This window comes from Hafnia sp. CBA7124 (assembly GCF_002355555.1).
GTDB lineage: Bacteria > Pseudomonadota > Gammaproteobacteria > Enterobacterales > Enterobacteriaceae > Hafnia > Hafnia alvei.
On the sequence record NZ_AP017469.1, the window covers coordinates 411356 to 423966 of the forward strand.

Consider the following 12611-nt stretch of genomic DNA (forward strand, 5'->3'; position numbering starts at 1 on the left):
ACGCTAGAAAGCAAAAAACCAGCCCGTAGGCTGGTTTCTTTAAATAGTGGTGCCCGGACTCGGAATCGAACCAAGGACACGGGGATTTTCAATCCCCTGCTCTACCGACTGAGCTATCCGGGCAACGGGGCGCATTAAACCGTATCAGCGGCGCCGCGTCAATAAATTTATCACTTTCATGGTTTAAGCGCTCAATAATGACGCATTACTGGCGATGAGACGCGGATCTTGGCAGACAAATACCATGGCTTAAAATTATATGCCTTGTAATCTCAATTCATAAGATGAATTTTTAAGCACTTTTTTGACTTAAAAAGTCATATCAAACATTTTGAGGAAGTTAATTACAAAACATATTTTTTACAATTACTTATCAATTTATAATAAAACCGCATTATTTGTATAAGCTAAAAAATTCAATGTTGCCGAATTCCTTTAATGATAGGATTTATTTTAATAATACAGATAAAAGGAATTCGTTACATATTACTAACTATTAGCGATGCTTAAATATGCATTCAAGGCTGGACAATAATATTTTTTTATTTATTATATACCTCGTAATAGTGATAAATATCACGGTTTACATAATCGCACAGGTTACAATGTCCTCGGTTTCCACATAAAGAGGAAATAGGAAATGGAAAATAACAATAAAGCTATGCCGCATATCCGACGCGTCACTCATCTGATGATGATGGCCCATCGTAGCTGCTTTGACTTTCACCTTTTCAACTCTAAATAATCCCCCCTCCTACGGCGTCCGTTGTTGCGGATCGTCATGCTTGCCCGATCTCATTTGTTGGTGAATCTAGTATCTAGCTGAATAGTCTAGTTTTATCCATAATTCGGTAAGCAGATTTTGACTATCCCAATCAACTCATGCGCCAATCTGGTGGCTTAGCCACCTGGCATTTATCTACCTATTCCAGTAATTCAATAACCTGAATTATTGCAGGGTAATATTGCCTTTAAAAAATAATGACGCTTCGGATCCCTAAGGGGAATATCTGACGGCTTTGCTTTACCCTAAATTAATGACTATTAATAAAATAAGAGACCATAAATAAAATGGAAAAATTAAAAATAGCAGTTAATACCAACACCTCTGAATGCTTTAGTACTGAACGTGAAACTGTAGATATTAATAATACTAACTTTACTGATGTATCCGCTGCCGTTATTTCTGTGGAAGATGCGGTTTCAGGCACGCTGGATACGATTGAGCAAACAGGCTTCGGTATTCCTGTTTTTGTGGCCGTTTGCTGCGAAGAAGAATTACCAGCAGAAGTGCTGCCGCGTGTTACTGGCGTGTTTGAGCTGTGCGATGGCAACGTTGATTTCTACGGTAAACAGCTCGAGGCCGCTGCGGTTAAATATGAGAAAGACGTTTTACCTCCTTTCTTTGGTAGCCTCGTTGAATATGTGCAGCAAGGTAACGCCGCATTTGACTGCCCAGGACATCAAGGCGGCCAGTTCTTCCGTCGCCACCCTGCAGGCCGTCAGTTCTTTGATTACTTTGGTGAAACATTATTCCGTTCTGACCTGTGTAACGCTGACGTATCAATGGGTGACCTGCTTATCCATGAAGGCGCTCCTTGCACCGCGCAGATGCATGCGGCCAAAGTCTTTAACGCCGATAAAACTTACTTCGTCTTAAACGGGACTTCTTCTTCGAACAAAGTGGTGCTGAATGCGTTGTTGGCTCCGGGCGATTTAGTGTTATTTGACCGTAACAACCATAAATCTAACCACCACGGTGCGTTAATTCAGGCGGGCGCAACACCGGTATATTTGGAAACTGCGCGTAACCCGTTTGGCTTTATCGGTGGTATTGATTCCCATTGTTTTGAAGAGAAATACCTGCGTGATTTAGTGCGTGAAGTGGCTCCAGAACGCTCTTCAGAAAAACGCCCATTCCGTTTAGCGGTTATTCAGTTAGGTACCTACGACGGTACTATCTATAACGCCCGCCAAGTCGTTGATAAAATTGGTCATCTGTGTGACTACATCCTGTTTGACTCTGCATGGGTAGGCTACGAACAGTTCATTCCAATGATGAATGATTGTTCTCCTCTGCTGTTAGAGCTGAATGAAAACGATCCTGGTATTTTGGTGACTCAGTCCGTTCATAAACAACAGGCTGGTTTCTCTCAGACTTCACAGATCCACAAAAAAGATAAACATATCAAAGGCCAAGATCGCTATGTAAATCATAAACGCATGAACAATGCTTTCATGATGCATGCGTCAACCAGCCCATTCTATCCATTGTTTGCTGCGCTTGATGTGAACGCCAAGATGCATGAAGGCGAAAGCGGAAAACGCATGTGGATGGACTGCGTTAAAGTCGGTATCGAAACACGTAAGCTGTTGTTAAAACTCTGCAAACACATTCGTCCGTTCGTTCCTGCAACCATCGATGGCCGTAAATGGGAAGATTTTGATACCGAAGAAATGGCTAACGATCTGCGCTTCTTCGACTTCATCCCTGGCGAACGCTGGCACTCATTTGAAGGCTATGCAGAACATCAGTACTTTGTAGACCCATGCAAACTGATGCTGACCACGCCGGGTATCAACGTGCAAACCGGTGAATACGATAAGTTTGGTGTTCCAGCGACTATCCTTGCCAACTTCCTGCGTGAGAATGGCATTGTCCCTGAAAAATGTGACCTGAACTCAATCCTGTTCCTGATGACGCCTGCGGAAGATATGGCGAAGATGCAGCATCTTGTCGCGCAAATCGCTCGTTTTGAACGCTTGTTAGAAGAAGATGCGCCACTGTCAGAAGTGTTGCCATCCATCTACAAAAACTACGAAGAACGTTATCAGGGTTACACCATCCGTCAGCTGTGTCAGGAAATGCATGACCTGTATGTCAGCCATAACGTGAAACAGCTGCAAAAAGAGATGTTCCGTAAAGCTCACTTCCCGAAAGTGGTGATGAATCCACAGCAGGCAAATATCGAGTTTGTCCGTGGCAACGTTGAACTGGTTGCGCTGAATCAGGTTGAAGGCCGCATCGCCGCTGAAGGTGCACTTCCTTATCCTCCAGGTGTTCTGTGCGTCGTCCCAGGTGAAATCTGGGGCGGTTCTGTACAGCGTTACTTCTTGGCATTGGAAGAGGGCATTAACCTGCTGCCAGGGTTCGCACCTGAATTACAGGGTGTCTATATCCAACAGGATGAGGATGGACGTAAACGTGCTTATGGTTATGTTATTAAACAATAAATTAGAAATCTTTTCTCGGCAGGGGTACTGGCCGAAACTGATTTTCCGATAAAAGAAACAGCGGGGAGCTGCGACGTTTCCAGCTCTCCGCCAATAGATTTCATAAGAGAGATTGTTTATGAGTACGTCTAAAAGCAGTAACAAAATGGGCGTCGTTCAGCTCACAATTTTGACAGCGGTTAACATGATGGGGTCAGGGATCATCATGTTGCCGACCAAATTAGCGGAAGTGGGTACGCTTTCCATCGTTTCATGGCTGGTGACCGCGTTAGGGTCGATGGCCTTGGCCTATGCGTTTGCTAAATGCGGGATGTTTAGCCGTAAATCAGGCGGTATGGGCGGATATGCGGAATATGCTTTCGGCAAATCCGGTAACTTTATGGCGAATTACACCTACGGTGTATCTTTGCTGATTGCTAACGTGGCAATCGCCATTTCGGCCGTAGGTTACGGTACCGAATTAATGGGAGCGAACCTTACCCCTCTGGGCATTTGCATCGCGACTATCGGCGTGCTGTGGTTGGCGACTATTGCTAACTTCGGTGGCGCGCGCATCACTGGCCGTATTAGCGGCGTGACCGTTTGGGGTGTAATCATCCCTGTGGTTGGGATTTCCATTATCGGTTGGTTCTGGTTTAGCCCAACCATGTACGTGCAATCATGGAACCCGCATCATTTACCTGTATTTGAGGCCGTTGGTTCTTCTATTGCCATGACGCTGTGGGCATTCTTGGGCTTAGAATCAGCCTGTGCGAATACCGACGTTGTTGATAACCCAGAACGTAACGTTCCCATTGCCGTACTAGGCGGGACGTTAGGCGCAGCGGTTATCTATATTGTTTCTACCAACGTGATTGCCGGTATTGTGCCAAACATGGATTTGGCTAACTCAACCGCGCCGTTTGGTTTAGCGTTTGCCCAAATGTTCACCCCGGGCGTGGGTAAGATCATCATGGCTCTGATGATTATGTCCTGCGTAGGTTCATTGCTGGGTTGGCAGTTCACCATCGCGCAGGTATTTAAGTCTTCTGCGGATGAAGGTTATTTCCCTAAAGTTTTCTCTAAATTAACCAAAGCTGAAGCACCGGTAAAAGGCATGATCGTTATCGTGATCATCCAGACCGTGCTGTCTTTAATGACCATCAGTCCGTCGTTGAACAAACAGTTTAACGTGTTGGTTAACTTAGCGGTGGTGACCAACATTATTCCGTACATCCTTTCAATGGCGGCGTTGGTTATTATCCAGAAAGTGGCGAAGGTTAATCCTAGCAAGGCGCGTATGGCGAATATCATCGCGTTTATCGGTGCGATGTATAGCTTCTATGCGCTTTATTCATCTGGCGAAGAAGCCATGATGTACGGTGCGATTGTGACCTTCTTAGGATGGACGCTGTACGGTCTTATTTCTCCACGCTTTGAAATGCAGGACAAAAATGTTTAATAGTGGTTTTTAATCAAGCTTATTAAACACTTGTTTTACCCCATGAAGAGAGCCCATCAGTGGCTCTCTTTGTTTTTTCTCATGCGCGTAATCTTCTGTGTGATTTTGTCACTGCTGTCTATAGTTAGAAAACATCAGCCAGCGGAGTTAGCCAATGATTACGGTTCATCATCTTAACAATTCGCGTTCCCACCGTGTGCTTTGGACCCTAGAGGAGCTTGGGTTGCCCTATCAGATTGAGCAATACCAACGCGACCCAGTAACTATGTTGGCACCTGAATCGCTGAAGAAAATTCATCCTCTGGGCAAAGCGCCGGTTCTGACTGATGGAGAGTGGACCATTGCGGAATCAGCCGCCATTCTTGAATATCTTCAAGAGACCTATGACCATTCGGCGCTGCTAAAGCCACAAGAAAAACCAGAGCGCATGCAATACCGATACTGGCTGCATTATGCCGAAGGATCGTTAATGCCGTTATTGGTGATGAAGCTGATTTTTAATCGTTTGGGAAAAGCGCCGGTTCCGTGGCTGATTCGCCCAATTGGAAGCCTGCTCGGCAAAGGCGTGCAGCGCGGTTATCTCGATCAGCAACTGGCGACGCATCTTCGTTTTATTGAAAATCATCTGAGCAAAAATAACTGGTTTGCTGGCGATCATTTTAGTCTGGCTGATATACAAATGAGTTTCCCACTCGAGGCGATGAATATCCGTACTGGTTTAGATAAAGCCCCTCATGCGCGTGGTTTATTGAAGCGTTTGCATGCCAGACCCGCCTATCTGCTCGCGTTAGAGAAAGGTGGCCCACTGGAGTTGATGGATTAGCTGACCGAGGTCGTTTTTTTCAGCATAGGAACAATGTCATACTCTGAAGAATTACACGGCTTCAGGAATTAACTTTATGCAACGAGTCACTCTTTCATTGGACGACGATTTGATGGCAGAAATTGATGCCATCATCAAAGAACGTAATTACCAAAACCGCTCAGAGGCGATCCGTGATTTGGCTCGAGCAGGGCTGCAAGCCACGGCAACGCCAACGTCGAACGATGAAACCAGCAACTGTGTGGCTGCGCTGTTTTACGTTTACGATCATGAAGCGCGTGAGCTTTCTAAGCGCCTGACGAAAAGCTTCCACGATCACCACGATCTCTCCCTTGCAAGCCTGCATGTGCATCTCGATCACGGCAGTTGCCTAGAAGTTTCCTTGCTGAAAGGCGCGACGGGAAAAGTGAAAGGATTAGCCGAGAAGGTGATTGCCGAACGAGGCGTTCGCTACGGCAAACTGCTGGTTGTGCCGGGCGAAGAGTATGAACATCAGCATGAAGATGGGGAAGGGCATCACCACCATCATCATGATTAATTTCCAGTTATAGCATTTCCCACATTTAACCCTAACCTCTCCTAAGCAGAAAAGGTAACCGTTCGGCGTTCAATAGATAACTCGGCCGGAGCCTCCCCCAGCGAAGGGGGAGGCTGGATAGGATTAATGCAAAAACCTACTTCCCGCGACGATAGCTCTTCTGGGCGTTGTTCACTTTGTATAGATAACGACGAGATTCGCCCGATGGGTGCTTATTGGTTAGCGTTTCGTACACATCACCCGGCGTTAGCTGGTTGATGATACTTACCGCGCGGTTACGGTCGCTGGAGAACACGCGCAGCACGCTACCGGCACCGCCGTTATAGGCGGTAATAACGGCATAGCGGCGTGAAGTTGGGTTCTGAATACCACCCAAATAGTTGTTCTGCAAAATCGCCAGATAGGCAGTACCTGTATCGATATTGTTTTCTGGATCAAACAGATAGCTACGGCTTGGCGTGCCCCATTTCCCTTTCTGCACGAATACGTCTTTACCCGCCGTGTGCTGAACCACCTGCATCAGACCGAGCGCATCCGATCCGCTTACCGCATACGGGTTAAAGCTGGATTCTGTTTGCATAATAGCCAGAATCAATGACTCATCAACGCCATATTTTTCAGAGGCTTTGCGCACCATGCCAAGATATTTATGCGCACGCTTATCCAAGTGGTTAGGCACCAGTTGAATGGTTACGGAGTAAATCACGTGCAGGCCAGACGTCCGTTTCATCAGCTTATGCTGGATCAGATAGTCGGCAAAGTTACTGGCGCGCCCCTGCCAGCGAATAGGCTGCCCGGTGTTATCTAGCACCTGCCCATACAGGAAGGGTTCTTTACTGATCTGAATATCGTTCACATCAGAATAGAGATCGATAGACCCCGGATCGTCACCCATCAGCAAAGTGCTCACGATCGCCTGTTTTAAACTGGCTGCGGGATCGGTTGGTGAGATGGTTTCGATGGTGATCTGGCCGGAATCAAAGTTGATATGGCTACGTGTCAGGTATTGACCGGTATATTTTACGTAGTCTTTTGGACCCGCAATCAGTACCTCGTTAATGCCCCAAATGTTTTCAATGTTATGGGCAAACTGTCCCATCAAAATATCGAAACCATTGGTATCTTTAACAAAGGCTTCGCTGTCCTGAGTATTTTTCTTTCCAGAACAAGAGATCAGCAAGGGTGCGATCAGGATCAATGCTAAAACTTTCTTCATCTTCACAGCCATATTGGATGAAAAATGGGTCTCAAATCGCGGGCTTAACATGATTAAACCCGCAATATACTCATTAATAAGCTTACTGACTTGGCGGCGTGTAACCTTCGATATGCACGTCGTGGCCTTCAAACAGGAACTTCACCATTTCCTGTTCCAGCAGTTTTCGGTCGTCAGGATTCATCATGTTGAGCTTTTTCTCGTTGATGAGCATGGTTTGTTTCGACATCCACTGCGACCACGCTTCTTTAGAGATTTCGTTATAGATCCGCTTACCCAGTTCACCGGGATATAGCTGGAAATCCTGCCCTTCGGCTTCTTGATTCAGAAATGTACAAAAAATCGTTCTACTCATGATTATTCCTCATGTGGTGAGCCTGGTTCAGTTTATTGAAAGTCATAGCTCTCACTTAGCAACAGGCTCTTTTACCAGCTGCTGCAATAAACGTTCCACGGGGGCTGCCAGACCGACAGACGGTGGCTGGGCTAAGTTATACCAGAGTCCAGTTCCTTCATCCATGCAGTGGCTGTGCTGTGTTATATCAAACCAAATTGGCACGATATCTAAATGAAAATGGCTAAAGGTATGGCGAAATGAGGTTAGCTGATGAAGCTTTGGCTGACCTATGCCCAAAGACTCAACGTGCAGACGTAATTCGTCTTCGCTGGCAAACTGTGGGAAGCAGTACAAGCCACCCCATAGCCCAACGTTAGGACGCTGTTCCAGCCAGACCTTATCGCCTATTTGCATCATTAAGAAATAGCCGGTTCGTTCGGGAATAGTCTGCTTCGGTTTCTTACCCGGATACTGGCTCCAACTGTTGTTGGCGTAAGCCATGCATCCGCTGCTCAGCGGGCACAGTTCGCATTTTGGTTTGCTGCGCGTGCAAACTATCGCGCCTAAATCCATCATCGCCTGATTAAATTGGCTGACGCCTTTGGCCGGAGTGACTTCTTCACTGATTTGCCACAGACGGTTTTCAACCTCTTTTTTGCCCGGCCAACCGTCAACCGCATAGCAGCGGGCCAATACGCGTTTTACGTTTCCGTCTAAAATAGGGTAATGCTGGCCAAGCGATAAAGAGAGAATAGCGCCCGCGGTAGAACGTCCAACGCCGGGCAGCGCGCAGACCTCTTCAAAAGAGGTTGGGAATTCACCGCCGTGCTTTTCAACGATGGTTTGCGCGGCTTTATGTAGATTACGCCCACGGGCGTAGTAGCCGAGGCCGGTCCACAGGTGCAAAACTTCATCCTGAGGCGCAGCGGCGAGCGCTCGCACGTCAGGGAATTTTTCCATAAAGCGCAGAAAATAGGGGATCACGGTCGCAACCTGCGTTTGTTGCAACATGACTTCTGAAAGCCATACTTGATAAGGTGTTTTTGGACTTTGCCACGGCAAAGTTTTGCGTCCGTAGCGGTCGTACCAAGTTAGCACCGACTGCGCGAACTGTTGCGCCAGCATCATAAGCGTGAAGAGTTCCCATTAGGCCGCGCTGGTTAAGAAAGCGAGGCCGATAAAAATAGGCAGCGATTGCAGCACAGAGCCTACCTGCTGTAAACCGGATCTTTCTCAAGCGGATGCGAATAGGCGATTTCCTGTTATCCGCAGAGAGCTGGTTATACCTAAAAGGGTGATGTGATAACGATGATTAATACGCGTTTTATTCAACGATTAACGCTAATTAATGAAAGTTTCTGACTAGAGCTTGCCAGTAGCTGTTAAAATCAAAACTTGTTAAAACGGGCCAATTTTGCATAATGCGCGCTCACTTTATGTTAAACATCCACATTCAGGCAGATGAAGCACCACTATGAATGACGTTGTATCACCGGAATTTGATGAGAACGGCCGCGTTATGCGCCGTATCCGCAGTTTTGTTCGCCGCCAAGGGCGTCTGACCAAAGGGCAGCAGTTTGCGCTGGATAACTTCTGGCCGGTGATGGGCGTAGATTTTCAGCCACAGCCGCTGGATCTGGTGGCTTTGTTTGGCCGTGAAGCGCCTACCGTGCTTGAAATCGGCTTTGGTATGGGCGCGTCGTTGGTTACCATGGCGCAGCAGCATCCTGAGAAAAACTTCCTCGGCATCGAAGTGCATTCGCCAGGCGTGGGTGCATGTTTGGCCGCAGCTCATGAAGCGGGCATCACTAACTTACGCGTGATGTGCCATGATGCGATTGAAGTACTGGAAGAGATGATCCCGGAGAGTTCGCTGGCAATGGTTCAGCTATTCTTCCCCGATCCATGGCATAAGGCGCGCCATCATAAGCGCCGTATCGTACAAGCTCCGTTTGCACAGCAGATTAAGAGCAAATTAAAAATCGGCGGCGTTTTCCATATGGCAACTGACTGGGAAAACTACGCTGAGCATATGCTGGAAGTGATGAACAACGCACCAGGTTACAAAAACCTGTCCAGCGATAATACATACGTCCCTCGGCCGGACTCGCGTCCATTAACGAAGTTTGAACTGCGTGGTCAGCGTTTGGGGCATGGCAACTGGGATTTGATGTTTGAGAGGGTAGAATAATGGCTAAAAACCGCAGCCGTCGTTTGCGTAAAAAGATGCATATCGATGAGTTTCAGGAATTGGGTTTCAGCGTAAGCTGGAACTTTGAAGAAGGCACCGGTATCGACATTATCGACACTACCGTTGATAAATTCATCGATGAAGCGATTGAGCCAAACGGTCTGGCATTTGATGGCAGTGGCTATCTGGCATGGGAAGGTCTGATTTGCCTGCAGCAGATCGGTCAGTGCACCGAAGAACATCAGAAGCTGGTTAAAGACTGGCTAGAAGCACACGGCATGAAAAATGTTGTCGTGAGCGATCTGTTTGATGTTTGGTGGGATTGATTTCCACAGGTATAAAAAAACCCGCTTCGGCGGGTTTTTTATTGTTTTGCGAAGGGTATCCGCACAATTTTATCGTTTTTGACTGCCAAATCGAAGGCTTGTTTGGCAAGTTGCATACCTAAAATCTTTCGTTCACGCACCGTCATTTTTTTGAGTTCTGAAACAGGGGGTCTTGAAAGCATAACCGAGTTCTCCGGGGCCAATATTGTTGCTGAGTTCAAAATTTAACCTATTTTCGCTTCTGCTTACAAGCCTATCGTAGAAATGTTTTAAGCGTAAATTTTCAGCGTTGGCAAAATAGGATTTAGCATTAAATGTTTGATAATGCTGTTCAATAATTTGAGTAAGAATCTCGCCAAGCATCAATAGTTCTCGATAACCAAAGCGCGTTATTTGTGAAACCGGAGAGGCATAAAAATGACCAGATTCGAAGTTATCTTGGCGATCGAATTTGACGTCATAGCTAGGTTCTTGCAATAAAAAACCAACCTCCTCAGATCTAAATATCAAGTAACTGTCATCATCAAGATCTACCAAAGAAAACAAACAGGTAAACGGTTGATTATGGATGCTGAAATGGCATAGATGCAGGGTGAAGTCCCCCTGTTTTAGCGCTAGAAATTCCATGTAATTTACTCTCTGTCCATAGCGATAATTTGCGCAATCTAGCCCTGATTATTTTAATCTTCTAGTGAGAACCACAGGTTATGGAATGCTGTTCGCAAAGTTATTTTGTATCCACGTTATCTCTCTGCTACTCCTTTCCGTTCCGGCGCATTTGCTTTATCCTCCCGCCCGTTATGAACGTATTTTGGATACATTGTGGAGTAGCGTGTGGCGACTAAGCTGAGTAATCAACTGCTGGAAGATATTCTGGCTCAGGTACGCCCTTTGATCGGGCAGGGCAAAGTGGCGGACTATATTCCGGCTTTGGCTGAAGTGCCTGCGAATAAGCTGGGGATCGCCGTGTGTACCGTCGATGGCGAAACCTATCAGGCCGGTGACGCAGACGAGCGCTTTTCTATTCAGTCGATTTCTAAAGTATTGAGCTTGACCGTAGCGCTGAGCCGCTATGCGGAATCGGATATTTGGGCGCGGGTCGGTAAAGAGCCGTCTGGTCAGCCGTTTAACTCGCTGTTGCAGCTTGAGCTGGAGCAGGGGAAGCCGCGCAACCCTTTTATTAACGCAGGTGCGCTGGTGGTGTGCGATATGCTCCAGTCGCGTCTGAGCGCACCTAAGCAGCGTATGCTGGAAGTGGTGCGGGCGCTGTCCGGCGAGCCGGATATCGTATATGACGCACGCGTTGCGCGCTCTGAGTTTGAACATTCAGATCGAAATGCGGCTATTGCTTATCTGATGAAGTCGTTTGGCAACTTCGAAAATGACGTGATTACGGTGCTGCAAACCTACTTCCATTACTGCGCTTTAAGAATGAGTTGTATGGAACTGGCGCGCACTTTTGTCTATCTTGCCAATAACGGGCATTCACCTGCGCTGGATGAGCCTCTCATCAATGAGCGGCAGAACCGCCAGATTAATGCCATGATGGTCACTAGCGGTATGTATGATGGCGCTGGCGAATTTGCCTATCGTGTCGGAATGCCCGGCAAGTCAGGCGTGGGCGGTGGCATTATCGCCGTTGTTCCACATGAAATGAGTATCGCAGTTTGGTGTCCGGAACTGGATGCCTCTGGTAACTCACTGGCGGGAACCGCCGCGCTTGAGATCTTGGCTCAGCGCATTGGCCGCTCGATTTTTTAGGAGAGAAAGAACGCATGATTCGTAAATTAGGGTTATCTCTGCTGATGCTAACCGCGTGGCAGGCACAGGCGGCATGGGAATGTAACGTTAAACCGCAGGATGACATCATCATTAATCCGCAGCAGGTACAGATTGTGGGTGCCAGCGGAAATCTCACCATTGATAAAAACGGCAATATGACCCGCGATGGCAAAGCCGTAGCGCTCAGTGCTAAAGCGCAACAGCAGGCGGTAAATCTGCAATCGGGTATTCGTACTGATTTTCCGTGGATCGATCAGGGGGCTCAGCAGCGTTTAGAAAAGGCTCGTGTTTCGCTGGATAAAGTGATCGTTGAGCAGGTGGGTAGCGACAGCAATATCCGTAACCGCCTGACCAAACTGGATTCTCAGCTCAAAGAGCAGATGCAAAAAATTCTAGAAAAGCGCAGCGATGGGTATACCTTCCATCATCAAGCCATTTCTAAAGTTGAGCAGGAAGGCCAGAATTTAGTCAACCAGACCATGGGTGGTGTTCTGCAAGACAGCATCAATGAGATGGGGCTGAAACAGGCTGCGAATGCCACCAAGTCCGATAACCCGTTACAGGCCATCATGGGCAATCTGGGTGGGTTACAGCAGGCGATCCGTACCGAGTGGAGCAAGCAGGATGATGACTTCAAAGCTTTCGGGAAAGACGTTTGTACGCGCATTACTACGCTCGACAACCAGCGTCAGGCGCTGATTAAAGAGCTGCCAAAGGCGTAAG

13 protein-coding genes and 1 tRNA gene are annotated in these 12611 nt (G+C 47.2%); 9 read left to right on the plus strand and 5 right to left on the minus strand.

Annotated elements, in window-relative coordinates:
- Positions 1–47: 47 nt before the first annotated feature.
- A tRNA-Phe gene (locus CPY98_RS01870) sits at positions 48–123 on the minus strand.
- Between the two features lie 517 nt (positions 124–640).
- Between CPY98_RS01870 and speFL the strand changes: the two genes are divergently transcribed.
- The 5 genes from speFL (at position 641) to nikR (ending at position 6036) form a co-directional block, all read left to right on the plus strand.
- A complete protein-coding gene (speFL, locus tag CPY98_RS01875) occupies positions 641–745 on the plus strand; it encodes a leader peptide SpeFL (RefSeq protein WP_016361109.1) in 105 nt (34 codons plus the stop codon).
- Between the two features lie 326 nt (positions 746–1071).
- Positions 1072–3234, plus strand: coding sequence for an ornithine decarboxylase SpeF (gene speF, locus CPY98_RS01880; protein WP_043490527.1), 2163 nt, complete (start codon positions 1072–1074; stop codon positions 3232–3234).
- Between the two features lie 118 nt (positions 3235–3352).
- The gene (potE, locus tag CPY98_RS01885; protein WP_025798584.1) at positions 3353–4675 is read left to right on the plus strand and encodes a putrescine-ornithine antiporter; all 1323 of its coding nucleotides are present in this window, start codon (positions 3353–3355) and stop codon (positions 4673–4675) included.
- 154 nt (positions 4676–4829) lie between these two features.
- A complete protein-coding gene (locus CPY98_RS01890) occupies positions 4830–5498 on the plus strand; it encodes a glutathione S-transferase family protein (RefSeq protein WP_040046375.1) in 669 nt (222 codons plus the stop codon).
- A 76-nt stretch (positions 5499–5574) separates the two neighbouring features.
- Positions 5575–6036, plus strand: a complete 462-nt coding sequence (nikR, locus tag CPY98_RS01895; protein WP_025798588.1) for a nickel-responsive transcriptional regulator NikR — start codon at positions 5575–5577, stop codon at positions 6034–6036.
- 136 nt (positions 6037–6172) lie between these two features.
- On the opposite strand, the gene mltC is transcribed toward nikR, so the two are convergent.
- From mltC to mutY, 3 genes are all read right to left on the minus strand, one after another.
- Positions 6173–7252: a membrane-bound lytic murein transglycosylase MltC gene (mltC, locus tag CPY98_RS01900; RefSeq protein WP_025798590.1), complete on the minus strand. Its 1080-nt coding sequence runs from the start codon at positions 7250–7252 to the stop codon at positions 6173–6175.
- 82 nt (positions 7253–7334) lie between these two features.
- A complete protein-coding gene (locus CPY98_RS01905; protein ID WP_025798592.1) occupies positions 7335–7607 on the minus strand; it encodes an oxidative damage protection protein in 273 nt (90 codons plus the stop codon).
- 51 nt (positions 7608–7658) lie between these two features.
- Positions 7659–8717, minus strand: a complete 1059-nt coding sequence (mutY, locus tag CPY98_RS01910) for an A/G-specific adenine glycosylase (RefSeq protein ID WP_172863830.1) — start codon at positions 8715–8717, stop codon at positions 7659–7661.
- A 346-nt stretch (positions 8718–9063) separates the two neighbouring features.
- Here mutY and trmB point away from each other — a divergent pair, with 346 nt between their 5' ends.
- Together trmB and CPY98_RS01920 are read left to right on the plus strand one after the other, a co-directional pair.
- The gene (trmB, locus tag CPY98_RS01915; protein ID WP_025798597.1) at positions 9064–9780 is read left to right on the plus strand and encodes a tRNA (guanosine(46)-N7)-methyltransferase TrmB; all 717 of its coding nucleotides are present in this window, start codon (positions 9064–9066) and stop codon (positions 9778–9780) included.
- Positions 9780–10106 (plus strand): YggL family protein, encoded by a 327-nt coding sequence (locus tag CPY98_RS01920; RefSeq protein ID WP_025798599.1) that lies wholly within the window; start codon positions 9780–9782, stop codon positions 10104–10106. The genes trmB and CPY98_RS01920 overlap by 1 nt, the downstream gene beginning before the upstream one ends.
- Positions 10107–10238: 132 nt before the next feature.
- Here CPY98_RS01920 and CPY98_RS01925 read toward each other — a convergent pair whose 3' ends face one another.
- A complete protein-coding gene (locus CPY98_RS01925) occupies positions 10239–10733 on the minus strand; it encodes a hypothetical protein (RefSeq protein WP_096386141.1) in 495 nt (164 codons plus the stop codon).
- A 207-nt stretch (positions 10734–10940) separates the two neighbouring features.
- Here CPY98_RS01925 and glsB point away from each other — a divergent pair, with 207 nt between their 5' ends.
- Together glsB and CPY98_RS01935 are read left to right on the plus strand one after the other, a co-directional pair.
- Complete coding sequence (gene glsB, locus CPY98_RS01930) at positions 10941–11867, plus strand: glutaminase B (protein WP_025798602.1); 927 nt, start codon at positions 10941–10943, stop codon at positions 11865–11867.
- 14 nt (positions 11868–11881) lie between these two features.
- The gene (locus CPY98_RS01935; protein ID WP_043490538.1) at positions 11882–12610 is read left to right on the plus strand and encodes a DUF2884 domain-containing protein; all 729 of its coding nucleotides are present in this window, start codon (positions 11882–11884) and stop codon (positions 12608–12610) included.
- Position 12611: the final 1 nt, after the last annotated feature.

Bases quoted from the DNA above. Each gene is read 5' to 3' on its own strand.
- speFL (WP_016361109.1), top strand. From the start codon at position 641: ATGGAAAATAACAATAAAGCTATGCCGCATATCCGACGCGTCACTCAT.
- speF (WP_043490527.1), top strand. From the start codon at position 1,072: ATGGAAAAATTAAAAATAGCAGTTAATACCAACACCTCTGAATGCTTT.
- potE (WP_025798584.1), top strand. From the start codon at position 3,353: ATGAGTACGTCTAAAAGCAGTAACAAAATGGGCGTCGTTCAGCTCACA.
- CPY98_RS01890 (WP_040046375.1), top strand. From the start codon at position 4,830: ATGATTACGGTTCATCATCTTAACAATTCGCGTTCCCACCGTGTGCTT.
- nikR (WP_025798588.1), top strand. From the start codon at position 5,575: ATGCAACGAGTCACTCTTTCATTGGACGACGATTTGATGGCAGAAATT.
- mltC (WP_025798590.1), bottom strand. From the start codon at position 7,252: ATGAAGAAAGTTTTAGCATTGATCCTGATCGCACCCTTGCTGATCTCT.
- CPY98_RS01905 (WP_025798592.1), bottom strand. From the start codon at position 7,607: ATGAGTAGAACGATTTTTTGTACATTTCTGAATCAAGAAGCCGAAGGG.
- mutY (WP_172863830.1), bottom strand. From the start codon at position 8,717: ATGATGCTGGCGCAACAGTTCGCGCAGTCGGTGCTAACTTGGTACGAC.
- trmB (WP_025798597.1), top strand. From the start codon at position 9,064: ATGAATGACGTTGTATCACCGGAATTTGATGAGAACGGCCGCGTTATG.
- CPY98_RS01920 (WP_025798599.1), top strand. From the start codon at position 9,780: ATGGCTAAAAACCGCAGCCGTCGTTTGCGTAAAAAGATGCATATCGAT.
- CPY98_RS01925 (WP_096386141.1), bottom strand. From the start codon at position 10,733: ATGGAATTTCTAGCGCTAAAACAGGGGGACTTCACCCTGCATCTATGC.
- CPY98_RS01935 (WP_043490538.1), top strand. From the start codon at position 11,882: ATGATTCGTAAATTAGGGTTATCTCTGCTGATGCTAACCGCGTGGCAG.